Raw genomic sequence first — 23,941 nt, forward strand, 5'->3', positions numbered from 1 at the left:
GGCGCCGGCATGGTTCGACGGTTCGCACGAGAGGACCCGGCCATGGCGTCGTCAACCGAGACCTCGTCACAGCCCGACCGGCCACCACGGCCGAACCTCGCCTTCCGGCACCTGCGCGGCAGGCGTTCACCGGCCGAGTTCGCGGCGCTCGTACGGCGCGCCGCGCGCGAGATCGGTGAGCGGGTGAGTTGTGACGCGCGTTACATCGGCAGGGTCGAGGCGGGCGAGATCCGCTGCCCGAACTACGCGTACGAACGGGTGTTCCTGCACATGTTCCCTGGTCGCACGCTCACCGACCTCGGCTTCGTGCCCCGCTCGGCCGTCCGCGGCCGCGCGGCGCGTACGGCCGCGGAACCCGGGGAACCCGTCGCCGCGGAGGCGCTCGGTGAGTCGCCGGGGACTGTCGAACCGTATGACAGGCAGGACCCGTGCGGCGCGCCAGAACCGTACGCGAAAGACCATCTGAACCACGAGGAGAGCGACGTGCTGCGTCGCGCATTCATGACCGGCGGAGGCGCCACGGTGGCCGCCGCCACGCTGGGCCCGCTGGGGCTCACCACGGACGCCGCGGCTGCGGTACGGACCGCCCGCCGGCCCGGAACCCCGGAGGCGCTCGCCCTGGAGGAGGCCGTCCGCCGGATCCGGCTGCTCGACGACCGGCACGGCGCGGACGGCCTCTACCGGCGCGCGGCGGCCCCGTTGCGCGCGGCCTACGCGCTTCTGGACGCCGGCGCGACCCGGCAGACCACCGCCGAACGACTGCACTCGGGCGCCGGTGAACTCGCCATCTCCGTGGGCTGGCTGGCGCACGACTCCGGTCGCTTCGACGACGCCCGCTCGCACTACGCGGAGGCGCTGGCCACGGCCCGCATGACCGGGGACCCGGCGCTGGAGGCGCACGCCTTCTGCAACACCGCGTTCCTGGCACGGGACGCCGGCCGCCCCCGCGAGGCGGTCCGCGCCGCGCAGGCCGCACAGCGCGCGGCCGCTCCGCTGGGCTCGGCGCGCCTGATGTCCCTGCTCGCGCTGCGGGAAGCCGGCGGCTGGGCGGGGCTCGCCGACCGCACCGGCTGCGAGCAGGCGCTCGTCCGGGCGCAGGCCCTCTTCGCGCGGGGCCGCTCGGACGACGACCCGGAGTGGATGAGCTTCTACGGCGAGGCCGAGCTGGAGGGTCTGGAGGCGCAGTGCTGGTCCATGCTGGGCGACTGGCGGCGTGCGGCCCGGCACGCGCGCCGGGCGGCGCATCTGCAGGATCCGCACTTCACGCGCAACATCGCGCTCTACACCGCGGAACTGGCCGACGACCTCGCGCGTGAGGGCCGTCCGGACGAGGCGGCCGCCGCCGGTTTGCAGGTGCTGTCGTTGCTGGACCAGGTCCAGTCCTCGCGGATCCAGAGCATGCTGGCGGGAACGGCTCGGGTGCTGTTGCCTCACCGGCGGGCGTCGGGGGTCTCCGAGTTCCTCGATCGGCATGCTTCCGTGCCGAGGACGGGGAGGGCGTAGGCGGCACGGGAACGGCGCAGGCGGCGCGGGAGGGTGTGGCTATCCCGCCAAGTGCCCCAGGTCGTTCCAGCTCTCGATCGCCGGCTCCCCGTAAGCCCAGCCCAGTACGGACAACGACGTCGGGTTGAGGCGGATCCGGGCGGCGAACTCCAGTGGCAGGCCCAGCCACCGCGCGCCTATGGAGCGGAGGATGTGGCCGTGGGCGAAGACCAGGACGTCGTGGTCGGCCGACCGGGCCCACGCCACCACCTCGTCCGCGCGCGCGGTCACGTCGGCGATGCTCTCCCCCTCCGGCACCCCGTCCCGCCAGATCAGCCAGCCCGGCCGCACGGCCTGGATCTCGGCCGGCGTCATGCCCTCGTACGCGCCGTAGTCCCACTCCATGAGCGTGTCCCAGGTGGTGGCCCGGTCGCCGAAGCCGGCCAGTTCGCACGTCTCACGCGCGCGTGCCAGCGGGCTGGTGCGCACCTCCACGCCCGGCAGCCCGTTCAGCGGCGGCCGGTGCAGTCGCTCGCCGAGCAGTTTGGCTCCCCGCCTGCCTTCCTCCAGCAGCGGTACGTCGGTCCTGCCGGTGTGCTTGCCGGACAGTGACCAATCCGTCTGTCCGTGCCGGGCCAGCAGGATGCGCGGTGCCATGGGAGACCTTTCCGGGAGCGAAGGGGACCCTTCCATCATCGCTCAACCGGTTCCGGGGCAACCCGGCGGGCGATCTCGGCGTCTTTGTGGGCCGGAGCGCCCTCATGGGCGGGATACGGACACCGTAAAGTGACACGGTCGCCCTCCGGGGCACGCCGTACAGCGACGAGGGGGAGGGCGATCGGATGCCGCAGACCGAGACACCGGGCACCGAGGTGCTTCCGCGCACCCGGTTGCGCTGGTGGACCGAGCTGCCCCTGATCCTCCTCATCTACGGCTGCTACTCGGCCGGCCGCCTCCTCGCCCGCGGTGACGTCTCCTCCGCCGTCGACCACGGCCTGGCGATCCTGCGCCTCGAGAAGGCCGTGCACCTCAACGCCGAGCACCCGCTCAACCGGCTCTTCACGCGCGAGCCCTGGCTCGGGGTGCCGGCCGACTTCTGGTACGCCTCGCTGCACTACCTGGTCACGCCCGCCGTCCTCGTCTGGCTGTTCCGCAGGCGCGCCGAGTACTACCGGCGGGCCCGGACCTGGCTGATGACGTCCACGTTCATCGGCCTGATCGGCTTCACGCTGCTGCCGACCTGCCCGCCCCGGCTGCTGTCCGCCGGCCACGGTTTCGTGGACACCATGGCGCACTACAGCTCGTACGGCTGGTGGGGCGGCGAGGCGAGTGCGCCGCGCGGCATGGGCGGGATGACCAACCAGTACGCGGCCATGCCGAGCCTGCACGTCGGCTGGGCGCTGTGGTGCGGGGTGATGCTGTGGCGGCACGGCGGCACGCGCGTGGCGAAGATCCTCGGTGTCCTCTATCCGCTGGGCACCGCGCTCGTGGTCATGGGCACCGCCAACCACTACTTCCTCGACGCGGTCGCCGGTGTCGCCGTGATGGGCGTCGGTCTGCTGCTCGCGCCGCGCGTCATGCGGGTCATGGACCTGGTCCGGGGCCGCCTGTTCCCGCGCCGCACACCGGTCACGGAGGGCATGGGTTCCCCGATTGTCAGTGCCGGATGCCAGACTTCCGCGGGTGAGCGAATTCCACGGCAGCGCGAGTCGCAGGTCGACGCCGGGGCCGAACCGGACGCCTCCCCCAGCGACGCGGGAGAAGGGGCTGCGGCACCGGCTCGCTGAGCTGCGCGGTCCCGACGTACCGGCCAAGGCCCTGGACGCGCGCGCCCTCGCGGCGCTCGCCGCGAACCCGGGGTGCGCGCGGCGGGCGATCCTGGACGGCGCCGGGGTGGACAAGGCTCGGCTGGCGGGCGCGCTGGGCGCGCCGTCCGGGTTCGGGCAGTCGCAGTTCGCGCTGACCCGGGGCAACGCGTTCGAGGCGAAAGTGAAGGCCGACGGCGGCGCGGAGCTGCTGCGGCTGGCGCACGCCCGCCTGGATCCGGGCGCCGAACCGCCCGAGGGGGCCGCCGTACCGGATCTGACCGCGCACGGCCCCGAGGGGCGTACGGCCCGTACGGCGCTGGCGCTGCGCGAGGCCACGCGGGCGGGCGGCTGGACCCTGCTGGACCATCCGATGCTCGCGCTGGACGTGGCCGGCTCACTCGCCTTCCTGGAACCGGACGCGGTGGTGGTGCACCCGGACGGCAGCTGGTCGGTGGTGGAGATCAAGTCCTTCCCGTTGCTGGACGGTTCGGCGGACCCGGCGAAGGTCGGCGCGGCGGCCCGGCAGGCGGCGGTGTACGTGCTGGCCCTGGAGGAGGTGGCGGGACGGCTCGGCGCGGAGCCGCGGGGGCGCGCCGGTGCCGAGGCAGCGAGTGCCCATGACGGCGCTCCCGCGCCGCGCGTGCATCACCGGATCCTGCTCGTGTGCCCGAAGGACTTCTCCAACCTGCCCGCGGCATCCGCCGTCGACATCCGCAAGCAGCGCGCGGTCACCGCCCGCCAGCTGGCCCGGCTCACCCGGATCGAAGAGATCGCCGGGACCCTGCCCGAGGGCACGTGCTTCGCACCCGACCGGAGTGCCGAGGAGCTGACGGCGGCCGTCGAGGCCGTCCCGGCGACATACGCGCCCGAGTGCCTGTCCGCGTGCGAACTGGCCTTCCACTGCCGGGAACGCTCCCGTGAGGAGGGCGCCGTCACCCGCCTGGGCCGCCCGCTGCGCGCGGAACTGGGCGGTCTGACCACGGTCGAGGACGTCCTCGCGGCGGCCCGAGGCGAACGCGGCGACCCGGAGGACCCGGCGGTCGCGGCCCTGCGCCGGGCGGCCGCCCTGCGCGCGGAGGCGCTGGCGGACGCGGCCCACCCGGAGGTCGCCCCGTGTCCCTGATCGCCACCCTCGCCCGGCTCGAGGCCGTCAGCAGCGGCCGGGCCCGGCCCGCCGCGACCGTCCGGCACCGCCATCTGTCGACGCGCCCGCTGGTGTTCGTGCCGCTCACCACCGCCGGTGAGGCGGGCGCCCCGCTCGGCGCGCTGGTCGGCACCGACCGGGACGCGCCCCGCCTGCTGGTCGTACCGCAGCCCCGCGACCGCGACCTGCGCTTCTCCTTCCTCGCCGACCTGGCCGACGTCGTCCTGCCGTACATCGACTCCTGTGCCGGGGCGGTGGAGGCGGCCGAGCGCACCGAGACCGACCCGGAGACCGGCAAACGGGTCAAGGTCGAGGTCGAGCTGTGCGCGGACGCCCCCCAGCTGATCGTGCCCAGCCGGGCCGGCCTGGACCTCGTACGGCTGCTGGGCCGCTCGATGCGCTTTCGCCGGACCGCCGAGCAGGACCCGGAGGCCCCGTATCCGGCGCCGCCCCGGGTGCCGCTGCTCGGCCGCTGGCTCACCCACTACGGCGAGCGCTCCCGCGTCCCCGGCTCCTCCCTCCTGCTCGCCCTGACCGATGTGCTCTCCCGGCACTGGGCGACCGGCCAGTCCAGCCTGGAGGACCAGCATCTGGGCGCGCTGCTCGCCTGGATCGACCCTCCGCAGGGCGAGTCCGGCGCCGAGGCCGCCCGCCGGGCCGAGCTCGCCCGGGACGCCGCCGGCCAGCTGCTGTGCCCTCCGGCCGGTCCCGCCACCGACCCGGCCTTCGACAACAAGCTGCTGGCACCCGCGATCGAGCGCTACGACCGCGCGCGCACCGCGCTCGCCGCCGCCGAGGACGCCCTGACCGCCGACGACCGGCTGGCCGCGCTCACGGCGGCCGAACGGGAGATCCGCGACCTGGTGGAAAGCCGCACCCGGCCGACCTGGGACGCGGTGTGGCGGGGCCTGGACCTGCTGCGGGCGCTGCCGGAGGGCGCGCACGTGGAGGAGCGCTGGACCCGCGACCGCTGGTCCTTCACCGGGCACCGCGACCGGGTGCTGGCGGGCGAGCCCCCGCAGCCGCGCCGGGACGACGCGGTGACGGCGGCGAACAAGCTGGCCACGCGCGAGCGCGAGCAGGCGCGTCTCGAGGCGCAGGAGGCGCTGGACGACCCGCTGGTGATGGCGGGGCGGCGGCTGGCCGGGGAGGCGTTCGCGGGCGAGGTGACCGATGTCGTCATGGCGTACAGCGAGGGCAGGCGGCCGAGCCCGCGCCCGCTGGTGACGGTCCGCACGGACGACCGGCCGCATCTCGCCGAGCGGGCGAAGGTCTACCGCTCGCTGGGCGGCAAGCCGCAGTCGGCGGAGTTCGTCGGCCATGAAGCCGAGGGCGTCCTGGTGCTCCGCGTCCTGGACAAGATGGGCCGCGGCAAGGAGCCGGAGCCCGGTTCGGTGCCGGAGAAGGGCGACCGGATCTGCTTCACCCTGTTCGAGCACGAGCAGCGCGGCGGGGCGAAGCTGCCCGACCCGGAGGAGACCCCGTGGACGCACGGCGGCCCGCCGGGTGAGGTCGTTCAGGAGGCGGCCGACCCCATCACCGAGGAGGACGTCCTGTGACGACGGTCGACTTCGACCCCGGAGCCGCTGCCGCCCGCGCCACGGACGCGATCCTCCACGACACCCTGCACGGCACCGAGCGCGGCGTGGTCGTGGACTCCCCGCCGGGCGCCGGCAAGTCGACGCTCGTGGTCCGCGCCGCCCTCGAACTGGCCGACGCCGGGCGCCCGTTGATGGTCGTGGCCCAGACGAACGCCCAGGTGGACGACCTCGTCCTCCGGCTCGCCGAGAAGAACCCCGACCTGCCGGTCGGCCGCCTGCACAGCAGCGACAGCGACCCCTACGACAAGGCGCTGGACGACCTTCCGCAGGTCCGCACCTCCGCGAAGGCGGCCGAGCTGAACGGCCTGCCGGTCGTGCTGTCCACGGCGGCGAAGTGGGCGCATGTGAAGGCCGACGAGCCCTGGCGGCACGCGATCGTGGACGAGGCGTACCAGATGCGCTCGGACTCCCTGCTGGCCGTGGCGGGCCTGTTCGAGCGGGCGCTGTTCGTCGGCGACCCCGGGCAGCTGGACCCGTTCGCGATCGTCGGCAGCGAGCAGTGGGCGGGCCTGTCGTACGACCCCTCGGCCTCCGCCGTGACCACCCTGCTGGCTCACAACCCCGGCCTCCCCCAGCACCGCCTCCCGGTCTCCTGGCGCCTGCCCGCGTCAGCGGCGCCCCTGGTCTCCGACGCGTTCTACCCGTACACCCCCTTCCGCAGCGGCACCGGCCACGGCGACCGCCGGCTGTCCTTCGCGGTCCCCTCGGACGGCTCCGGCCCGGACCGGGTGATCGACGAGGCGGCGGAGTCCGGCTGGGGCCTGCTGGAACTGCCCGCCCGGCACACCCCGCGCACGGACCCGGAGGCCGTGCGGGCGGTGGCGGCGGTCGTGCGCCGTCTGCTGGACAGAGGCGGCGCGGCGCTCTCCGAGCGCTCGGACGGCCCCGCTCCCCTCACCGCCGACCGCATCGCCGTCGGCACGGCCCACCGCGACCAGGCGGCGGCGGTGCGCACGGCGCTCGCCGAGCTGGGCGTGGCGGACGTCACGGTGGACACCGCGAACCGTCTCCAGGGCCGGGAGTACGACGTCACGGTCGTCCTGCACCCGCTCTCCGGCCGCCCCGACGCCACCGCCTTCCACCTGGAGACCGGCCGCCTGTGCGTCCTGGCCTCCCGGCACCGCCACGCCTGCATCGTGGTCTGCCGAGCGGGCGTCGGCGACCTCCTGGACGCCTACCCGTCCACGGAACCGGTCCAGCTGGGCACGCTGGTGAAGTTCCCGGACGGCTGGGAGGCGAACCACGCGGTGCTGGCCCATCTGACGGAACACAAGGTGACCTGGCGACCCTGACCACCCCTCCCCCACCCGCCCGCCGCGCGATCAGCACCGCACACCACCCACCCGCCGGACGCACTCCGGCACGCCGCCGGAGGCGGCCGATGGACACAGCCCCGGACGGCTGGGAGGCGAACCACGCGATGCCGGCCCATCTGACGGAACACAAGGTGAGCTGGTGCCCCTGATCGCCGCGAGGCGGTCCGCCCGGCGCCCGTGTCTCCGGGCACTGGCGGAACGCAGGTGGGCCTTCGGCCATGAGGGCCTCTTGCGGGGGCGCGGGACAATGGACGGTGGCCCACCTGAAGGCGGTGCCGAGCGAACCGTACGAGGAGGAGACAGGACATGGCGGAGCCCACGCCGCGTCGGAACGAACCGCGGCTACGCCCCGCGCCTCTGATCTTCGAGCCCGCGGAGGCCGCAGGCGATCCCGAGCACTTCTTCGACCTGGAGTCGATCGAGGATCCGCGGGCGCTGCTGGCCAGGGCCACGGAGCTGACCCAGGCGTTCCGTGCGGCCGCCGACCGGGCCGTGGAGTTCCAGGCCATCGCGGCGGCCCAGCTCGCCGACCCGCGCCGGTTCGACCGGCTGACCCCGGCGGACATCGCCGAGCGGGCGGAGTGGACCGAGGACTACGCGAAGAAGATGGTCGAGTTCGGCCGGGACCTGATGCGGGGGAACACCGAGGGGCGGGCGTACCCCGATCCGGTGTGATCCGCGCCTGGCATATGCCAGGCGGGCAAGATACTCCTGCCCTCACCCTCGTGTCCCGGTTTTCCGCAACTCAGGAGAATCGCGCGCTCACGGCCGGTACATGTAGGTGGCATGAGCAGCGCACCGAACGTCACCCGAGTCACCTCCGACGGCGTCGACTGGCTCGCCTCGGCGGGCACGTATCCGCGGAGCACCCTCGCCCTCTGGGAGGAGCGCCCGCACGCCCCGGTCGTCCTGCCCTGCGGCACCGTCTTCGACGTGGTGAGCGCCCCGGCGATCTTCGGCCGCCGGATGCTGGACCGGCTGTGGGACGACGGCCCGGGCTCGGGCCCGGTCGCGGTGTTCCGGGGCCGCGTGCTGCTGTTCGCCGCACCGGGCACGGCCCAGCGGCTGCCCTCGCTGCTGGCTTGGGAGGAGTGGGGCTCGAACCGTACGCAGGCGGTGCCGCCGCTGCTCTGTCACGGCACGGGCGACGCGGTGACCGTCCCGGCGCCGGCCGGCTGCGACACCCCCGGCGACTCCCGCTGGCTGGTCGCCCCGGACAACCGCCACCCCTGGCTGCCGGGGCCGGAGGTCGTGCTCTGGGCGGCCGTGCGGGCGGCCCGCGCGGCCGTGCGGATTTCGATTTTTCCTCCCGCCGACCAGGATGCTAAGGTCTACGACGTCAGCAGGCGCCGCTAGCTCAGTTGGTTAGAGCAGCTGACTCTTAATCAGCGGGTCCGGGGTTCGAGTCCCTGGCGGCGCACGCGAAGGAAACGGCGGGTCCGGTTCGAAAGAATCCGGCCCCGCCGTTTTCGTGTGTACGCATGCCCCCTAGCCTCTGCCCCCCGGCGTGATCCTCACCGTCCACGCCCCCGAAGCCGTCCTCCCCTCCACCTCCACGTGTACGCCCTCCCCGGGCACGGTGAAGCTCTCGCCGAGGGCGACCGGGGCGTCGGCAAGGGGTGGATAGACCGAGTTCTCCCAGCAGGCCTCGGTGTGCGGGTGGGCGTCCACGACCTCCACCGGGCCGCCGCCGGACTCCGCCCCGCTGCTGACCCGGTACACCAGGACGCCCTGCCGGCAGGTGGCCCGGTCGTTGCCGGCCGCCCCGCGCGCCTCGAAGGCCAGGGCGCTGTCGGGCCCGGTGCGCACGATCGCCAGCTTCACCCCGTGCCCCAGGCCGAAGGCCGGGGCGCCCGCCGTGCCCTGCACCGGGACACCCGGGCCGGCCTCCAGCGGCTCCAGGGTCAGCCGGGTCGGCCGTGCGCCGTGCACGCACACCACCTGGCGCGGATCCAGCCAGCCCAGCTTCCACTTGTGCCAGGCGAACACGTCCGGCGACAGTCCGAACTGGCTGCCCATCAGGTCCCAGTCGCCGACGTAGGTGTCCCAGTCGCCCTTGCCGTCGACCGGGCGGTGGTAGAGGTCGGGCAGGTCGAACACGTGGCCGGTCTCGTGGGCGAGGACGAGGCGGTCCGGCGGGTGCTTCTCGAAGACCGTGACGACCCGGCGGATGTCGACGCCGTCCACGTGGACGGGCGTGTCGAGGTTCACGACCTTCGTGGCGTCCGAGTCGACGCCGGGCGCGTCGGGGTCGGCGACGAAGTACACGACCCGGTAGCGGGAGAAGTCGACCTCCTTGTCGGCCACGGCGAACGCGTCCCGCAGGTACGCGGCCCGGTCGTCCACGTCCCAGTCCCGCTTTATCGCGTACGCCGTGGACGGGTGCGGCATGCGCAGCCAGTGCCGCAACGGGTGCGGGCGGAGGGTGAACCTCCCGTAGGAGGCCTGCTCGTAGTAGCGGCTGGTGGCGGGGAAGTGGTCGGCGGCGAGCTCGGCGGGTGTGGTGCGCGGGGCGGCGTCCGGGAAGGACAGGAAGACCATCACGGCGTCGAGCACGCCGGTCGGGCGGGTGTAGTCGGCGTTCCAGGTGTCCGCGCCCTCGGAGTGGTGGGCGTCGGTCCGGTGCAGGGCGCAGGGGGTCGTGGAGAAGGGCTCGGCGGCCGCCGGACCGCCGAGGATCGAGGTCGCGGCGAGCGCCGACAGCGTGGTGCACACGGCGGCGGTGCTGCGCAGCTTGGGCACGGACATGACCTCCGGACGCGGTTCACGGGACCGCATCCAGATTGCTGGTATTTATTGCGCTGTGCCCTGTTCGCCTGCACCACAAGGGTGAGTGCGCCCCCGAAAGCGCCGGCGCGCTCCGGCGCCCGACACCCCGCAACACTCACGGAACGTCACAACTGGTCGGGGGCCTGAAGAACCCGTCCACGTGCGGGCAGAAACGATCTGTCAGAAACTGTGCTCCGTCCGGGACACTGGACAGTGGCTGGAAGGGCTCGGGGCCAGCCTCTATGATCGGCACACTTTCCGGCACGGACAGGCACGGACACAGATCGAGTGCACTGCGGGAGCGAGCGGTGAGCGGAACGTCCGAAGGGCCGACGCCCGCGGCAGACCTCGACCGGTCAGCCGTCACAGACAGTGACTACACCACCTACCACCGTGTCTTCACGGCCGCCCCGCTCGCCATGGCCGTCGTGGACCACGCCGGACTCGTCGCCGGCGCCAACGCGGCCTTCGGCGAGCTGCTCGGCACCGATCCGGACGCGCTCACCGGGCGGGTCGCCGCCGACCTGGTCGACCTCGCCTCCGACGCCCGCAGCTGGCACGCCTACCGCGAGGTCCTGCGCGGCCGGCAGGCGAAGCTGCGCTGCACCCGCCGGCTGAAGCACCCCGAGGGACACTCGGTCTGGGTGCAGGTCACGGTCTCCCCGCTCGGCGACGGCCGGCCGGGAGTGCTGCTGTCCGTCGCCGACATCAGCGCCCGCCGTGAACTCCAGGCGCGGCTGCGGCACTTGCAGATGCACGACCCGGTGACCCGGCTGCCCAACCGCACGCTGTTCTTCGAGCGGCTGTCGGCCGCGCTGGAGGCGGAGTCGTACGAGCAGAGCGGCACCGGCCGGATCGGACTGTGCTACCTGGACCTCGACGGCTTCAAGGCGGTCAACGACACCCTCGGCCACCGCGTCGGCGACCGGCTGCTCGCGGCCGTCGCCGAGCGTCTGACCCGGGTCGCCGACGAGGCCGGCTGCGGCCGCGCGGCGATCCCGCTGGTGGCCCGGCTCGGCGGCGACGAGTTCGCGCTGCTCGTGGAGGACTCCACCGGCACCGAACAGCTCGCCGAGCTCGCCGAGTCGGCGCTGACGGCCCTGGAGGAGCCCTTCGACCTGGCGGGCCAGCGGCTGTCGCTGACGGCGTCCATCGGGGTCGTCGAGCGGCACGCGGCCGGTACGACGGCCACCGGCCTGATGCAGGCCGCGGACACGACCCTGTACTGGGCGAAGGCCGACGGCAAGGGCCGCTGGACCCTGTTCGACCCCGAGCGCAACGCGCACCGGATGACCCGTCAGGCGCTGTCGTCCACTCTGCGCCCCGCCATCGACCGCGGCGAATTCGCGCTCGAATACCAGCCGTTGGTCGGCATGGAGGACGGACGCCTGTCCGGGGTCGAGGCGTTGATCCGCTGGAATCATCCTCAGTTCGGCACACTGACGCCGAATCGGTTCATCGGACTGGCCGAGGAGGACGGCTCGATCGTCCAGCTCGGCCGCTGGGCGCTCGCCACCGCCTGCCGCCAGGCCCGCCGCTGGGAGCTGGACCACCCCGAGGAGCCGCCCATCTTCGTCAGCGTCAACGTGGCCGTACGGCAGGTGTGGGACTCCGACCTGGTGGCCGACGTGGCCGGAATCCTGGCCGAGACGGGCCTCGCCCCGCACCTCCTCCAGCTGGAGCTGACCGAGTCGGCGGTGATGGGCTCGGCCGGCCGCCCGCTCCAGGCCCTGCAGGCGCTCAGCGACATGGGTGTGCGCATCGCCATCGACGACTTCGGCACCGGCTACTCGAACCTGGCGTACTTGAGCAGGCTGCCGGTGAAGGTCCTGAAGCTGGACGGCTCCTTCGTGCGCGGATTCCAGTACGAGGAGGCGCCCAAGGGCGTTCCGCCCAACCCCGCCGACGAGGTCATCGTCGAGGCGATGATCCAGCTGGCCCACCGGCTCGGCCTGACCGTCACCGCCGAGTGCGTGGAGACCTCCGCCCAGGCCACCCGGCTGCGCCGCATCGGCTGCGACACCGGTCAGGGGTGGCTGTACTCCCGCCCGGTGCCGCCGGATCGTATCTCCGAACTGCTCGACACACAGACCTACGCGGTCGGCAAGCCGTAGGCGTCCGCGATCAACTCGTAGGAGCGCAGGCGGAGTTCGCCGCGGTGGGCGTGGGAGACGAGCATCAGCTCGTCGGCGCCCGTGCGCTTGTGCAGGTCGTCCAGGCCGGAGCGGACCTCGTCTGCGGTGCCGTGCACGATGTTGGACGTCCAGGAGGCGATGAACTCCTCCTCCATGGGGCTGAACTCGTGCTTCTCGGCCTCGTCCGGGTCGGGGAAGAGGCCGGGCCGGCCGGTGCGCAGCCGGAGCATGTTGAGCGCCATCGCCCGGGTCTGGCGGCGGGCCTCGCGCGCGTCGTCGGTGGCGAGGGTGGAGACGCCGATCAGGGCGTAGGGCTCGTCGAGGACCTCGGAGGGGCGGAAGGTCTGCCGGTACAGGTCCAGGGCCGGGATGGTGTTCTGCGCGGAGAAGTGGTGCGCGAAGGCGAACGGCAGCCCCAGCAGACCGGCGAGGCGGGCGCTGAAGCCGGAGGAGCCGAGCAGCCAGACCGGCGGGCGGTGCGGGGACTGGACGCCGCCGGGGGCGGTGGCCTGGACGGGGCCGGGGATCGCGTGGATCCGGCGGTAGGGGTGCCCGTCGGGGAAGTCGTCGTCCAGGAAGCGGATGAGCTCGGCGAGCTGCTCCGGGAAGTCGTCGGCGCCCTCGTTCAGGGTGTCGGTGCGGCGCAGGGCCGCGGCCGTGGCGCCGTCCGTGCCGGGGGCGCGGCCCAGGCCGAGGTCGACGCGGCCCGGCGCCAGCGCCTCCAGCGTGCCGAACTGCTCGGCTATGACGAGGGGCGCGTGGTTGGGCAGCATGACACCGCCCGAGCCGAGCCGGATGCGCTCGGTGTGGGCGGCGAGGTGGGCGAGGATCACGGCGGGCGAGGAGGAGGCGACGCCGGGCATGGAGTGGTGCTCGGCGACCCAGTACCGGTGGAAGCCGCGGGCCTCGGCGAACCGGGACAGCGCCACGCTGGTGCGCAGGGCGTCGGAGGCGGTACTGCCCGCGCCGACGGTCACCAGGTCCAGTACGGAGAGGGGGGCGGGGGCGGTCCCGTGCGTGGTGCCCCGGATCTCGTCCGTGCCCCGGATCTCGTCCGCGCCCCGGACCTCGTCTGCTGTGCCCCGGATCTCGTCTGCCTCGTCTGCCGACACGGTGCGGGCCTCCTGTTTCGCGCGTGAGCTGTCCTGCGCCCACTAACAGGAGGCAGTCCCCGGTTATTCCCGTACCTGCACCAGGGGCTCGCGGGTGAAGAGCGTCCCCAGCGTCGGCGCGTTGACCCGCCGGTCGGCCAGCCTCAGCCCCTCCCACACGGTCACCTGGTTCGCCGTGAGCACCGGCTTGGACAGCGCCTTCTCCAGCACCGACAGATGCGCGGCCGTGTGCAGGGCCGTGTCCGGGAGCAGTACCGCCTCCGCGTCCGGGACGTCGGCCGCCCGGGCCAGCGTCAGCACGTCCTCCTCGCCCCAGGTGCCGACCTCCGCCGCCGTGACGATCCCCGAGGACCGCATCCCGGTCACCTCGAGCCCCGCGGCCCCCAGGAAGTCCGCGAACAGCGCGGCGATGTCCTCCGGGTAGGTCGCGCCGACCGCGACCCGGCGCACCCCGATCTCCCGGGCCGCGTGCACGAAGGCGAACGACGTCGAGGAGGCGGGCATCCCGGCCAGCCGGGCGAGCGTGCGCACCTGCTCCTGGGCGCCCTCCCAGCCGTGCACGAAACCGCCGCTGGTGCACGCCCACACCACCGTCTCGGCCCCGGTCAGCCGCAGGCGCTCCATGCCCGCCGCGAGCCGCTCCGCGGAGCCCATCTCGCGCAGCGCCGTCACCCGGTGCGCGTCCTCGCCGATGTCGGTGTGCACCAGGTCCACCCGGATGTCGCTGCCCAGGAGCTGCTCGATGCGCGGATAGTCGTCCTCGGCGGAGTGGCCCGGGTAAAGGAATCCGAGTGCGGTCATGTCCAGCCTTCCTGCGTCTCTTCCGGCGTCTCTTCGGGCAGTGCGGAGGGCCAGGCGCGCGCCGACTCGTCCAGCAACGCCTGATAGGGCCCCACGGCTCGGGTACCCAGTCGGCGCAGCGCGGCCCACATCGTGACCTGGTTGGCAGACAGCACGGGAATGCGCAGCTCGGCCTCCAGTTGCGGGATCACGTCGTACGTCGGCAGGTTGGTGCAGGAGATGAAGAGCGCGTCGGCGGTGCCGGGGCTCACCGCCTGCCGGGCCATGGCGACGACGTCCCGGTACGGCACCTGCCAGATGCGCCGGGTCAGGCCCATGAAGGCGCACCCGGTGACCTCGACGCCGGCCTCGGCGACGAAGTCCTCCAGCGCCCGGGTCACGGACACGGTGTACGGCGTGACCAGCGCGACGCGCCGGATCCGCAGCTCGGCCAGCGCCTCCAGCAGCGCGCCGGAGGTGGTCACCGAGGGCGGCGCGCCCGCGAGGCTCATCGCCGCGCACATCGCCCGCTCCCCGGCGATCCCGCCGACGAAGCTGCCGGAGGTGCAGGCGTAGGCGACGGCCTCGGGCGCGACGGCGGTCAGCGCGCGCACGGCGTCGCCGAGGGTCTCGTGCTCGCTCACCAGCCGGGCCAGGTCCAGACTCACCTCGACCGGCACGAACGGGGTCCGGGTCAGATGCAGCGACACCTCGTCGGGCACCCAGCGCCACAGCTCCCGGTCCAGGGCGAAGTCGAAGGGGGCCACCACTCCCACACCGCGCTGGGGGCGGGGGCCGCCGAGAAAGGAGACGTCCATGGCTGGCACCGGCCTCACGCTGGGAGACGAGTGGGCAACGGATCGCGAGTACGCCCGTGTTGACGAAGGTAGATTCGGGTGCGAGCGTGGTCAATCCGCGCATGGTCCGCGCACGTCAGACGCTCGGAGCCGCCCCGTATGACGACCCTCCCGACGCTCCTCGTGCTGGACGCCGACCCGCCGCCGCGCCTCGGCCGGCTGACCGGCCGCGCCCGGATCGTGCACACGGACGCCGCCCACCTGGCCGAGCGGCTGCCGCAGGCGGACGTCCTGCTGGTCTGGGACTTCACCTCGCACGCGGTGCGCGAGGCCTGGCCCGGCGCGGGGCCCCGCCCGCGCTGGGTGCACACGGCGAGCGCGGGCGTGGACCATCTGCTGGGCCCGGAGCTGGCCGCGTCCGACACGGTGGTCACGAACGCGCGCGGGATCTTCGACCAGCCGATCGCCGAGTACGTGGCGGCCCTGGTGCTGGCGGCCGCCAAGGACCTGCCGCGCACGCTGGAGTACCAGCGGGAGCGGACCTGGCGGCACCGGGAGGGCCGGCGGGTGGCGGGCACGCGCGCGTGCGTGGTCGGCTCGGGCCCGATCGGCCGGGCGATCGTACGCACCCTGAAGGCCCTCGGTGTGACGACGGCGCTGGTCGGGCGGGTGCCGCGGACCGGCATCCACGGGCCGGCCGACCTGGACCGGCTGATCTCCCGCGCGGACTGGGTGATCGCGGCGGCGCCGCTCACCGAGGAGACGTACCGCATGTTCGACGGCCACCGGTTCGGCGTGATGCAGCCGTCGGCGTTCTTCGTGAACGTCGGCCGGGGCGCGCTCGTCGACGAGGACGCCCTCGCCCATGCCCTGACCCGGCGCTGGATCGCGGGCGCCGCACTGGACGTCTTCACCGCCGAGCCCCTCCCCCCGGACAGCCCGTTGTGGGAACTGCCGGGGCTGATCGTCTCCCCGCACATGAGCGGGGACACGGTCGGCTGGCGGGACGAACTGGGCGCGCAGTTCGTGGAGTTGTACGAGCGGTGGGCGGCGGGCAGATCACTGGTGAACGTGGTCGACAAGAAACGCGGTTACGTCCCCGGTCACTGATCTCTCGGACCTCTTGGCCTCTTGGAGGGTGCATGCAGCTCACCGACCTGACCGCCGTCCAGCTCCTCGACGGTTACCGCAAGGGCGAGTTCAGCCCCGTGGAGGCGACCGCGCAGGCCCTGGAGCGGGCCCGCAGCATCCAGCCGGAGGTGAACGCGTTCGTGCGGCTCACCGAGGAGGACGCGCTGACCCGGGCACGGGAGTCGGAGGAGCGCTGGCGGCGCGGCGAGCCGGCCGGGCTGCTGGACGGGGTGCCGGTGACGGTGAAGGACATCCTCCTCCTGCGCGGCCACCCGACCCTGCGCGGCTCCAAGACGATCTCCGAGCAGGGTCGTTGGGACGAGGACGCGCCCTCGGTGGCCCGGCTCCGCGAGCACGGCGCGGTGTTCCTGGGCAAGACGACGACCCCCGAGTTCGGCTGGAAGGGCGTGACGGACTCCCCGCTGTCCGGCATCACCCGCAACCCGCACGACCGCTCCCGCACCGCCGGCGGGTCCAGCGGGGGCAGCGCGGCGGCCGTGGCGCTCGGCGCGGGCCCGCTGTCGCTGGGCACGGACGGCGGGGGCAGCATCCGTATCCCGGCCGCGTTCTGCGGCGTCTTCGGCCTGAAGCCGACGTACGGCAGGGTGCCGCTGTACCCGGCGAGCGCGTTCGGCACCCTCTCCCACGCGGGCCCGATGACCCGGGACGCGGCCGACGCGGCCCTGCTGCTGGACGTCATCGGCGCCCCTGACCCGCGCGACTGGTCGGGCCTGCCGCCCGCGCCCGGCTCCTTCCAGGACGCGTTGAGCGGCGGCGTGCACGGTCTGCGCGTGGCGTACTCCCCGTCCCTCGGCGGCCAGGTCGCGGTCCGGCCGGCGGTCGCGGCGGCGGTACGGCGGACGGTGGCCTTGCTGGCCGACCTCGGCGCGTACGTCGAGGAGACCGACCCGGACTTCAGCGAACCGGTGGAGGCCTTCCACACCCTGTGGTTCAGCGGCGCGGCCCGGCTCACCGAGCGGTTCTCCCCGCGCAAGCGGCAGCTGCTGGACCCCGGCCTGCGGGAGATCTGCGTGCAGGGCGCCCGCTACAGCGCGCTGGACTATCTCGCCGCGGTCGACGTCCGCATGGACCTCGGCCGCCGTATGGGCCGCTTCCACGAGCGCTACGACCTGCTGGTCACCCCGACCCTGCCGCTGACGGCGTTCGAGGCGGGCGTGGAGGCGCCGAGGGGCTCGGCCCACCGGCGCTGGACCGGCTGGACCCCGTTCACCTACCCGTTCAACCTCACCCAGCAGCCCGCGGCGACCGTCCCGGTGGGCAAGGACGGGGACGGGCTGCCGGTGGGGCTCCAACTCGTCGCCGCCCGGCACCGCGACGACCTGGTACTACGCGCCGCGCACGCGCTGTACGAGGCCGGGGTGACCTCGCCGGCACCGGTCACCGTCTCCCGGGCACCTGGTGTGTGAGGCCCAAGCCGCTCACGCCCGCCGAAACGCCAGCGTCTCCCCCGCCGCCCCGCTGCGCCACAGGTCGTTGCAGGCCTCGGCCATCGCTTCCAGGCCCTCCACCACCTGGCCCCACACGATTCCCGGCACCCAGCCCACGTCACCGTTGAGGAGCAGGTTGTTGCGTTCGTAGAACAGGGCCAGGTCGACCACCGTGGTGCCGGGGCGGACGGCGCGGTCGTAGCCGTAGGCCTTGGTGCCCAGCTCGGTGCCGGCGAAGGAGAAGTAACAGAGGTCGCCGGGAATCGGGGTGACCGTCGGGTTCTCCAGTGGGGGTTCCGTGGAGGCGAAGGGAGGGAAGAGAGCGTAGATCTCGTTGCGCGCGTACTTGGCGTGGTAGACGTCGCCCGCGAGTGGCAGGGCTTCCCATACCGCCGTGCAGGTCAGGGGCGCGCGGTCGTCCAGCAGTCGTGCCGTGCAGTGCACGTCCCGCTTGTCGAGCGAGACGGTGACGAATCGGTCGGCCATGAAAACAAGGGTGCATAGCCCGGATCCGCTTGGGTAGCCGCGCCGCCATGGCTCCACCACTTGGGAACGACGTACACACATTCCGGCCGGAACTCAGACACAGCCGTCACACCCGGCGCTCGGTGCTCGGTGGCCTCGCCGCCCTCGGTGTGCTGGGCGCTGCGGGCTGCTCTCGGGTGGCCGAGGCGTCCGGCAAGGAGGGCGGTGACCTGCTCGAACGCCTCCGCGCGCAGGGCGTCGTACGCCTCGGGATCGCCGGTGAGATCCCCTTCGGGTACATCGACAAGGACGGCCATCTCACCGGTGAGGCGCCCGAGCTGGCCAAGGTGATCTTCAAGCGGCTGGGGGTGGACCGGGTCCAGCCCGTGCCCACCGAGTTCGGCTCGCTGATCCCCGGGCTCAACTCCCAGCAGTTCGATGTCGTCGCGGCCGGGATGTACGTCAATCCCGAGCGCTGCCAGCAGGTGATCTTCGCGGATCCGGACTATCAGATGCTCGATTCGTTCATCGTGCGCAAGGGCAACCCGCTGGGCTTGCACTCCTACAAGGACGTCGTCGCGAAGAAGGCCAAGTTCGCCACCGGCACCGGATACGCGGAGATCGAGTACGCGGTCGGGGCCGGGTACAAGCAGAGCGACATCCTCATCGTCCCGGACCAGGTAGCCGGTCTGAACGCCGTGGAGGCGGGCCGGGTCGACGTGTTCGCCGGTACGGCGCTCACCACGCGGGAAGTGGTGAAGAAGTCGAGCAAGGCGGAGGCCACCGCGCCCTTCGCGCCGCTGGTCAAGGGCAGACCGCACGTCGACGGCGGCGCGTTCGCGTTCCGGCCGACCGAGACGAGGCTGCGGGACGCCTTCAACGTGGAGCTGCACAAGCTGAAGTCGAGCGGGGAGTTGTTCCGGATACTCCGGCCCTTCGGCTTCACCAGGGCCGAGATGACCGACCTCACCGCGAAGGAGCTGTGCGGCGGATGACCCCGGGACTGTGGGAACTCGTACTGAAGGGCGTCTGGACCACCGTCCAGCTGCTGGTGTTCAGCGCCTTGCTGGCCGCCGCCGTGTCCTTCGTCGTCGGCATCGCGCGCACTCACCGGCTGTGGATCGTGCGGTTCGTGGCCGGCTTCTACACCGAGGTGTTCCGCGGCACCTCGGCGCTGGTGATGATCTTCTGGGTGTTCTTCGTGCTGCCGGTCGCCTTCGGCTGGCAGCTGGTGCCGATGTGGGCGGGCACGCTGGCGCTCGGGCTGACGTACGGCGCGTACGGCTCGGAGATCGTGCGCGGCGCGCTGCAGTCGGTCGATCCGGCGCAGCGGGAGGGCGGGATCGCACTCAGCTTCACCCCGGCCCAGCGGATGCGGCTGATCCTGCTGCCGCAGGCCGTGCCGGAGATGATGCCCTCCTTCTGCAATCTGCTGGTCGAGCTGCTCAAGGGCACCGCGCTGGTGTCGGTGATGGGCATGGGCGATCTGACGTTCAGCGCGAACCTGGTGCGCCTCGCGCTGCAGCAGAGCGCGGAGATCTACACGTACGTGCTCCTGATCTACTTCGCGATCGCCTTCGTGCTCACCCGGCTGATGCGTTCGCTGGAGAAGCGGCTGAAGGCCCGGATCGGCAAGGACGCCGGGACTTTCTCGGCGGCGCGTGAGCTCAAGCGCGCGCAGACGACCGGAGTAGGGGGGCGCGTCGCATGAAGTGGGACTGGAACGCCGTCAGTGAGTTCATGCCGCACTTCTGGGACGGCCTGCGGGTCACCCTGGAGGCCCTGGCTCTCGGTTCGCTGCTGTCGTTCAGCCTGGGCCTGGTGTGGGCGCTGCTGATGCGGACGCCGAGCCGGTGGGTGCGCTGGCCGGTCGGGGTGGTCACGGAGTTCGTGCGCAACACCCCGCTGCTGGTGCAGTTGTTCTTCCTGTTCTACGTGCTGCCCGAGTGGAACGTGACGTTCTCCGCGCTGACCACCGGTGTCTTCGCGATCGGCCTGCACTACTCGACGTACACCATGCAGGTCTACCGGGCCGGCATCGAGGCCGTCCCGGTCGGCCAGTGGGAGGCGGCGACCGCGCTGAACCTGCCGCGGCTGCGGACCTGGACCGCGGTGATCCTGCCGCAGGCCGTCCGCCGCGTGGTGCCCGCGCTCGGCAACTACGTGATCTCCATGCTCAAGGACACGCCGATGCTGATGGTGATCACCGTGCTGGAGATGCTCGGCCAGGCCCGGCTCTTCTCCCAGCAGCACTTCCAGTTCACCGAGCCGGTCACCGTGATCGGTGTGGCCTTCATCCTCATCTCCTACCTGGCCTCCCTTCTCCTGCGAGCCCTGGAGCGACGCCTTGTCCGTTGAGACCCGTCCGCAGCCCTCCCTCACCGACGCCCAGCCCACCGAGCTGATCCGCCTGGAGAACGTCACCAAGCGGTTCGGCGCCAACACCGTGCTCGACCGGCTGGACTTCTCCGTCGACGCCGGCCGGCACGTGACCCTGATCGGCCCGTCCGGATCCGGCAAGACCACGATCCTCAGACTCCTGATGACCCTCACCAAACCGGACGAGGGCACGATCACCGTCGACGGGGAGCAGCTGTTCCCGGCGCCGGAGAAGCAGGTCCGGGAGGTCCGCAAGAAGATCGGGATGGTGTTCCAGCAGTTCAACCTGTTCCCGAACATGACCGTGCTGCGGAACATCACCGAGGCTCCGGTGCAGGTCCTCGGCATGTCCAAGGACGAGGCCGAGGAGCGGGCCCGGGAGCTGCTGGAGCTGGTGGGGCTGACCGACAAGCGCGACGCGAAGCCGACCCGGCTCTCCGGCGGTCAGCAGCAGCGGGTGGCGATCGCCCGGGCGCTGGCGATGCGGCCGCAGGTGCTGCTGCTGGACGAGGTGACCTCCGCGCTCGACCCGGAGCTGGTCGCGGGCGTCCTCGACGTGCTCAGGGACATCGCGCGCAGCACCGACATCACCATGCTCTGTGTGACCCACGAGATGGGTTTCGCCCGTGACATCTCCGACCAGGTGCTGATGTTCGACGGCGGCCGGGTGATCGAAGCGGGCTCTCCGGACAAGATCTTCACCGAGCCGGAGCAGGAGCGCACCCGGGAATTCCTCAGCGCGGTCCTGTGACTACGGCGCGTGGATCCGGAAGATGCCGAGGTCCGACCACTGGGTCATGACTTTGGCATATGCCAGAGGGTCTACGCCGCAGTTGGGAGGGGTAAGGCGGGCAGAACAATCTCGCCAACCCCCTCTCCCCGTACCGGGTTTGCCCGTTATCGTGGTAGCGATCCGCCGACCGGATCTCGCGGCCCACACAGGCGAGCGCAGGGGGACACCGTGGCGCTGATGAACGAGCCGACCGCCCCGTACCACTCGGCCCAGGACGCCCTGCGCGTGCTGGAGACCGTCGCCCGCCATTCCGCAGGCGTCACCGACACCGAGCTGGCCCGCCGCACCGGCCTCGGCTCCGAGCGGCTCACCGCCCTGCTGCGCATGCTGCGCCGCGAGGGCTATGTCGAGCAGATCACCGACGGGGCGTACGTCACCGGCGACACCCTGCGCCGGCTCACCTCCGCGCACGACCGGGAGCGGGCGGTGCGCGAGAAGCTCCAGCACACCCTGGACCGGCTGCGCGACTCGGTCGGCGCGGCGGTCTACATGAGCCGGTACGTCGACGGCGAGGTCAGGGTCACCCAGTACGCCGCCGGGCCCACCACCCCGGCGGTCAACGAGTGGGTCGACTTCCGCTACTCCGCCCACGCCACGGCGGTCGGCAAGAGCCTGCTGACCCAGCTGGACCACAACGCCCGCCGCGACCACCTCTCCCGGCACAAGATGGCCCGCCTCACCTCGCGCACCATCACCAGCGACAAGCTCCTGCTGTCCCGCCTGGAGTCCCAGCCGCCGACGGTGCCGGTCCTGGACCTCCAGGAGTACGCGATCGGCACGGTCTGCGCGGCGGTCCCGATCACCGCGGGCTCCTCGGTGGGCTGCCTGGCGCTGTCGCTTCCCGTGGAGCACGCGCACCGGCTGAAGCAGGCCGCGGAGGCCCTGAACCGCAATGCGGCACCGGTACTGCTGTCCCTGACCCTGTAGCTGGTCACGAGCACCCCTCAGGACCAGGTAGTATTTTCTTCGTCGCCAGCCGCGGAAGGAAAAGACCGCGGCGGGCGGGAGTCATGCGCCGCTAGCTCAGTTGGTTAGAGCAGCTGACTCTTAATCAGCGGGTCCGGGGTTCGAGTCCCTGGCGGCGCACGATGACGATGGCGAGCCATGTCCGCGGAAAGCGCGGGCCCGGCTCGCCATCTCTGTTATTGCGCCGCTGCGCCGCGCGTTGCGGGGCCTTCGCCACCCACACCCCCTTGGGCGTCCTCGGCGGCGAGAATCCGATACTGCGCCTCCCCCTGTGGCCGCCACCACACCGGTTCGGCGCACACGTACCCCTCCCGCCGCAGCCGCGCCCGGTGGATCTTGTTCGTGGCCGTCACCGGCATCCGCTCCACCACCCGCACGAACCGGGGCGCCATCTTGGTGCCCAGGTCCGGCTGGGCCGCCAGGAACTCGGCGAATCCCGTCGGGTCGAAGGACCCGGCGATGGTCGCCATCACCTGGTCCCCGGTCACCGGGTCCGGCACCGCGTAGACGGCGACGGCCACCGCGCCCTCGTAGCGGGCGACGATGTTCTCGATCATCGCGGCGGCCAGGTTCTCCCCGTCGACACGGATCCGGTCGTCGGTACGGCCCGCGAAGTACAGATAGCCGTCGGCGTCCCGGTAGAACAGGTCACCGGTCCAGTACGCCCCGCCCCTGCGCCGCTCGGCGTCGGCGGCCGGGTTCCTCCAGTACCCCTCGAAGGGGTTCGGCCCCCGGTTCACCAGCTCACCGATGGCCTCCTCCCCGTTGAGCAGCCGCCCGGCGGAGTCGAACACGGCGGGCGGGCACTCGCGTCCCGTGGCGGGGTCGAGCACCACCAGCCCCGGGCCTGCCGGTCCCACCGCCCCCTTCGGCGTGCCCGGCGCCCACTGGATCGCCGCGCCGCCCTCGGAGGAGCCGTAGCCCTCCACCAGCCGGACCCCGAACCGCCGCTCGAAGGCCGCCGCGTCCACCGCGCCGGCCTCCGTGCCGAAACCGAGCCGCAGGGGGTTGTCCCGGTCGTCCGCGCGCTCCTCGGTGGCGAGGACGTACTGGACGGCCCGCCCGACATACGTGAAGTACGTCGCCCCGTAGCGGCGCACATCGGGCAGGAACCCGGACGCCGAGAACCGCCGCCGCAGCGCGACCCCCGCGCCGGCGGCCAGCGCGGGCGCCCAGTCCGCGATCACCGCGTTGCCGTGGAACATCGGCATGCAGATGTAGTGCACGTCGTCCGCGCGCACCCCGAACTGTCTCACCAGCGCCCGACCGGCCGCCGCCAGCCGGCCCTGGGAGCACAGCGCGGCCTTGGGGGCGCCGGTCGACCCGGAGGTGAAGTACAGCAGCAGCCGGTCGGTGGGTGCGGCGCGGGACGGGTCGGGCACGGCGTCGGCGTAGGGGGCGAGGAGGGCGCCGTACTCCTCGTCGTCCGTCACGAGGATCCGCACCCCCGGCAGGTCCAGTCCGGCCAGCAGGGGCAGGTGGGCCCGCTCGGTGACCAGGAGCGGGCACTCGGTGTGCAGGATGTCCCGGGCCAGTTCGGCACCCCGGCGGGTGGGGTTGATCCCGGCGACGGCCGCGCCGGCGAGGGCGGCGGCACCGAGCCACAGCGGGAACTCCTCGGTGTTGTCGAGGAGCACGCCGACATGCGGGACGGCACCGGGTGGCAGCAGGTCGGCCAGGAGTGCCGCGCGGGCGGCGGCGCGGGCGGCGACCTCGTGCTGCGTCAGCGTGCGCTCCTCGCACATGAGCCCCGGCCGGTGGTCGTCCCACCGCGCGGCGACCAGCTCGGCGACCGTGCGCGTCATGGACTCCATG

General features: G+C 72.7%; 22 protein-coding genes and 2 tRNA genes. 17 read left to right on the forward strand and 7 right to left on the reverse strand.

What is annotated here, in order from left to right:
- Positions 1–42 precede the first annotated feature (42 nt).
- Entirely contained in the window at positions 43–1,503 is a 1,461-nt protein-coding gene (locus LMU33_RS19855) for an NsdA family TPR-like regulatory protein (protein ID WP_228621832.1), read from the forward strand.
- A gap of 39 nt (positions 1,504–1,542) precedes the next feature.
- On the opposite strand, the gene LMU33_RS19860 is transcribed toward LMU33_RS19855, so the two are convergent.
- Entirely contained in the window at positions 1,543–2,139 is a 597-nt protein-coding gene (locus tag LMU33_RS19860; protein WP_228621833.1) for a histidine phosphatase family protein, read from the reverse strand.
- A gap of 185 nt (positions 2,140–2,324) precedes the next feature.
- Between LMU33_RS19860 and LMU33_RS19865 the strand changes: the two genes are divergently transcribed.
- From LMU33_RS19865 to LMU33_RS19895, 7 genes are all read left to right on the forward strand, one after another.
- Complete coding sequence (locus LMU33_RS19865) at positions 2,325–3,269, forward strand: phosphatase PAP2 family protein (RefSeq protein WP_228621834.1); 945 nt, start codon at positions 2,325–2,327, stop codon at positions 3,267–3,269.
- Positions 3,166–4,413 carry a hypothetical protein gene (locus LMU33_RS19870; protein ID WP_372478016.1) on the forward strand — a complete coding sequence of 416 codons (1,248 nt, stop codon included), beginning with the start codon at positions 3,166–3,168 and terminating at the stop codon, positions 4,411–4,413. Before LMU33_RS19865 ends, LMU33_RS19870 begins: the two co-directional genes overlap by 104 nt.
- Positions 4,404–5,993, forward strand: a complete 1,590-nt coding sequence (locus LMU33_RS19875) for an amino acid adenylation domain-containing protein (protein WP_228621835.1) — start codon at positions 4,404–4,406, stop codon at positions 5,991–5,993. Before LMU33_RS19870 ends, LMU33_RS19875 begins: the two co-directional genes overlap by 10 nt.
- On the forward strand, positions 5,990–7,327 hold the full coding sequence (locus LMU33_RS19880) for an AAA domain-containing protein (RefSeq protein ID WP_228621836.1): 1,338 nt from the start codon (positions 5,990–5,992) through the stop codon (positions 7,325–7,327). The genes LMU33_RS19875 and LMU33_RS19880 overlap by 4 nt, the downstream gene beginning before the upstream one ends.
- Positions 7,328–7,657: 330 nt before the next feature.
- On the forward strand, positions 7,658–8,026 hold the full coding sequence (locus LMU33_RS19885) for a DUF8844 domain-containing protein (RefSeq protein ID WP_228621837.1): 369 nt from the start codon (positions 7,658–7,660) through the stop codon (positions 8,024–8,026).
- 111 nt (positions 8,027–8,137) lie between these two features.
- On the forward strand, positions 8,138–8,707 hold the full coding sequence (locus LMU33_RS19890) for a bifunctional DNA primase/polymerase (RefSeq protein WP_228621838.1): 570 nt from the start codon (positions 8,138–8,140) through the stop codon (positions 8,705–8,707).
- A tRNA-Lys gene (locus tag LMU33_RS19895) sits at positions 8,698–8,771 on the forward strand. The genes LMU33_RS19890 and LMU33_RS19895 overlap by 10 nt, the downstream gene beginning before the upstream one ends.
- Positions 8,772–8,839: 68 nt before the next feature.
- Here LMU33_RS19895 and LMU33_RS19900 read toward each other — a convergent pair.
- Entirely contained in the window at positions 8,840–10,099 is a 1,260-nt protein-coding gene (locus LMU33_RS19900) for a M6 family metalloprotease domain-containing protein (protein ID WP_228621839.1), read from the reverse strand.
- A gap of 329 nt (positions 10,100–10,428) precedes the next feature.
- On the opposite strand from LMU33_RS19900, the gene LMU33_RS19905 reads away from it, so the two are divergent.
- Complete coding sequence (locus tag LMU33_RS19905; protein ID WP_228621840.1) at positions 10,429–12,234, forward strand: putative bifunctional diguanylate cyclase/phosphodiesterase; 1,806 nt, start codon at positions 10,429–10,431, stop codon at positions 12,232–12,234.
- Here the strand turns inward: LMU33_RS19905 and LMU33_RS19910 are convergent.
- The 3 genes from LMU33_RS19910 to LMU33_RS19920 form a co-directional block, all read right to left on the reverse strand.
- Positions 12,213–13,304: an LLM class flavin-dependent oxidoreductase gene (locus LMU33_RS19910; protein ID WP_228622004.1), complete on the reverse strand. Its 1,092-nt coding sequence runs from the start codon at positions 13,302–13,304 to the stop codon at positions 12,213–12,215. The two genes, LMU33_RS19905 and LMU33_RS19910, sit on opposite strands and share 22 nt — an antisense overlap.
- 126 nt (positions 13,305–13,430) lie before the next feature.
- Entirely contained in the window at positions 13,431–14,168 is a 738-nt protein-coding gene (locus LMU33_RS19915; RefSeq protein WP_228621841.1) for a maleate cis-trans isomerase family protein, read from the reverse strand.
- The gene (locus tag LMU33_RS19920; RefSeq protein WP_228622005.1) at positions 14,165–14,965 is read right to left on the reverse strand and encodes a maleate cis-trans isomerase family protein; all 801 of its coding nucleotides are present in this window, start codon (positions 14,963–14,965) and stop codon (positions 14,165–14,167) included. Before LMU33_RS19920 ends, LMU33_RS19915 begins: the two co-directional genes overlap by 4 nt.
- 138 nt (positions 14,966–15,103) lie before the next feature.
- Between LMU33_RS19920 and LMU33_RS19925 the strand changes: the two genes are divergently transcribed.
- Together LMU33_RS19925 and LMU33_RS19930 are read left to right on the forward strand one after the other, a co-directional pair.
- Complete coding sequence (locus LMU33_RS19925) at positions 15,104–16,054, forward strand: D-2-hydroxyacid dehydrogenase (RefSeq protein ID WP_228621842.1); 951 nt, start codon at positions 15,104–15,106, stop codon at positions 16,052–16,054.
- A gap of 32 nt (positions 16,055–16,086) precedes the next feature.
- Complete coding sequence (locus tag LMU33_RS19930; RefSeq protein ID WP_228621843.1) at positions 16,087–17,502, forward strand: amidase; 1,416 nt, start codon at positions 16,087–16,089, stop codon at positions 17,500–17,502.
- Between the two features lie 12 nt (positions 17,503–17,514).
- On the opposite strand, the gene LMU33_RS19935 is transcribed toward LMU33_RS19930, so the two are convergent.
- Positions 17,515–18,009: a DUF3830 family protein gene (locus LMU33_RS19935; RefSeq protein WP_228621844.1), complete on the reverse strand. Its 495-nt coding sequence runs from the start codon at positions 18,007–18,009 to the stop codon at positions 17,515–17,517.
- A 47-nt stretch (positions 18,010–18,056) separates the two neighbouring features.
- On the opposite strand from LMU33_RS19935, the gene ehuB reads away from it, so the two are divergent.
- From ehuB to LMU33_RS19965, 6 genes are all read left to right on the forward strand, one after another.
- Positions 18,057–18,983, forward strand: a complete 927-nt coding sequence (gene ehuB, locus LMU33_RS19940) for an ectoine/hydroxyectoine ABC transporter substrate-binding protein EhuB (protein ID WP_228621845.1) — start codon at positions 18,057–18,059, stop codon at positions 18,981–18,983.
- On the forward strand, positions 18,980–19,699 hold the full coding sequence (ehuC, locus tag LMU33_RS19945) for an ectoine/hydroxyectoine ABC transporter permease subunit EhuC (RefSeq protein WP_228621846.1): 720 nt from the start codon (positions 18,980–18,982) through the stop codon (positions 19,697–19,699). Before ehuB ends, ehuC begins: the two co-directional genes overlap by 4 nt.
- On the forward strand, positions 19,696–20,346 hold the full coding sequence (gene ehuD, locus LMU33_RS19950; protein ID WP_228621847.1) for an ectoine/hydroxyectoine ABC transporter permease subunit EhuD: 651 nt from the start codon (positions 19,696–19,698) through the stop codon (positions 20,344–20,346). Before ehuC ends, ehuD begins: the two co-directional genes overlap by 4 nt.
- Complete coding sequence (ehuA, locus tag LMU33_RS19955; protein ID WP_228621848.1) at positions 20,336–21,118, forward strand: ectoine/hydroxyectoine ABC transporter ATP-binding protein EhuA; 783 nt, start codon at positions 20,336–20,338, stop codon at positions 21,116–21,118. The genes ehuD and ehuA overlap by 11 nt, the downstream gene beginning before the upstream one ends.
- 210 nt (positions 21,119–21,328) lie before the next feature.
- Complete coding sequence (locus tag LMU33_RS19960) at positions 21,329–22,087, forward strand: IclR family transcriptional regulator (RefSeq protein ID WP_228621849.1); 759 nt, start codon at positions 21,329–21,331, stop codon at positions 22,085–22,087.
- An 85-nt stretch (positions 22,088–22,172) separates the two neighbouring features.
- A tRNA-Lys gene (locus tag LMU33_RS19965) sits at positions 22,173–22,246 on the forward strand.
- A gap of 56 nt (positions 22,247–22,302) precedes the next feature.
- Here LMU33_RS19965 and LMU33_RS19970 read toward each other — a convergent pair.
- The gene (locus LMU33_RS19970) at positions 22,303–23,940 is read right to left on the reverse strand and encodes an AMP-binding protein (protein ID WP_228621850.1); all 1,638 of its coding nucleotides are present in this window, start codon (positions 23,938–23,940) and stop codon (positions 22,303–22,305) included.
- Between the last annotated feature and the right edge of the window lies 1 nt (position 23,941).

The organism is Streptomyces barringtoniae (genome assembly GCF_020819595.1).
In the GTDB taxonomy this organism is placed as follows: domain Bacteria; phylum Actinomycetota; class Actinomycetes; order Streptomycetales; family Streptomycetaceae; genus Streptomyces; species Streptomyces barringtoniae.

Bases quoted from the DNA above. Each gene is read 5' to 3' on its own strand.
- LMU33_RS19915 (WP_228621841.1), bottom strand. From the start codon at position 14,168: ATGACCGCACTCGGATTCCTTTACCCGGGCCACTCCGCCGAGGACGAC.
- LMU33_RS19920 (WP_228622005.1), bottom strand. From the start codon at position 14,965: ATGGACGTCTCCTTTCTCGGCGGCCCCCGCCCCCAGCGCGGTGTGGGA.
- LMU33_RS19930 (WP_228621843.1), top strand. From the start codon at position 16,087: ATGCAGCTCACCGACCTGACCGCCGTCCAGCTCCTCGACGGTTACCGC.
- ehuD (WP_228621847.1), top strand. From the start codon at position 19,696: ATGAAGTGGGACTGGAACGCCGTCAGTGAGTTCATGCCGCACTTCTGG.
- LMU33_RS19935 (WP_228621844.1), bottom strand. From the start codon at position 18,009: ATGGCCGACCGATTCGTCACCGTCTCGCTCGACAAGCGGGACGTGCAC.
- ehuB (WP_228621845.1), top strand. From the start codon at position 18,057: ATGGCTCCACCACTTGGGAACGACGTACACACATTCCGGCCGGAACTC.
- LMU33_RS19970 (WP_228621850.1), bottom strand. From the start codon at position 23,940: ATGGAGTCCATGACGCGCACGGTCGCCGAGCTGGTCGCCGCGCGGTGG.
- LMU33_RS19925 (WP_228621842.1), top strand. From the start codon at position 15,104: ATGACGACCCTCCCGACGCTCCTCGTGCTGGACGCCGACCCGCCGCCG.
- LMU33_RS19900 (WP_228621839.1), bottom strand. From the start codon at position 10,099: ATGTCCGTGCCCAAGCTGCGCAGCACCGCCGCCGTGTGCACCACGCTG.
- ehuC (WP_228621846.1), top strand. From the start codon at position 18,980: ATGACCCCGGGACTGTGGGAACTCGTACTGAAGGGCGTCTGGACCACC.
- LMU33_RS19855 (WP_228621832.1), top strand. From the start codon at position 43: ATGGCGTCGTCAACCGAGACCTCGTCACAGCCCGACCGGCCACCACGG.
- LMU33_RS19860 (WP_228621833.1), bottom strand. From the start codon at position 2,139: ATGGCACCGCGCATCCTGCTGGCCCGGCACGGACAGACGGATTGGTCA.
- LMU33_RS19890 (WP_228621838.1), top strand. From the start codon at position 8,138: ATGAGCAGCGCACCGAACGTCACCCGAGTCACCTCCGACGGCGTCGAC.
- LMU33_RS19865 (WP_228621834.1), top strand. From the start codon at position 2,325: ATGCCGCAGACCGAGACACCGGGCACCGAGGTGCTTCCGCGCACCCGG.
- LMU33_RS19885 (WP_228621837.1), top strand. From the start codon at position 7,658: ATGGCGGAGCCCACGCCGCGTCGGAACGAACCGCGGCTACGCCCCGCG.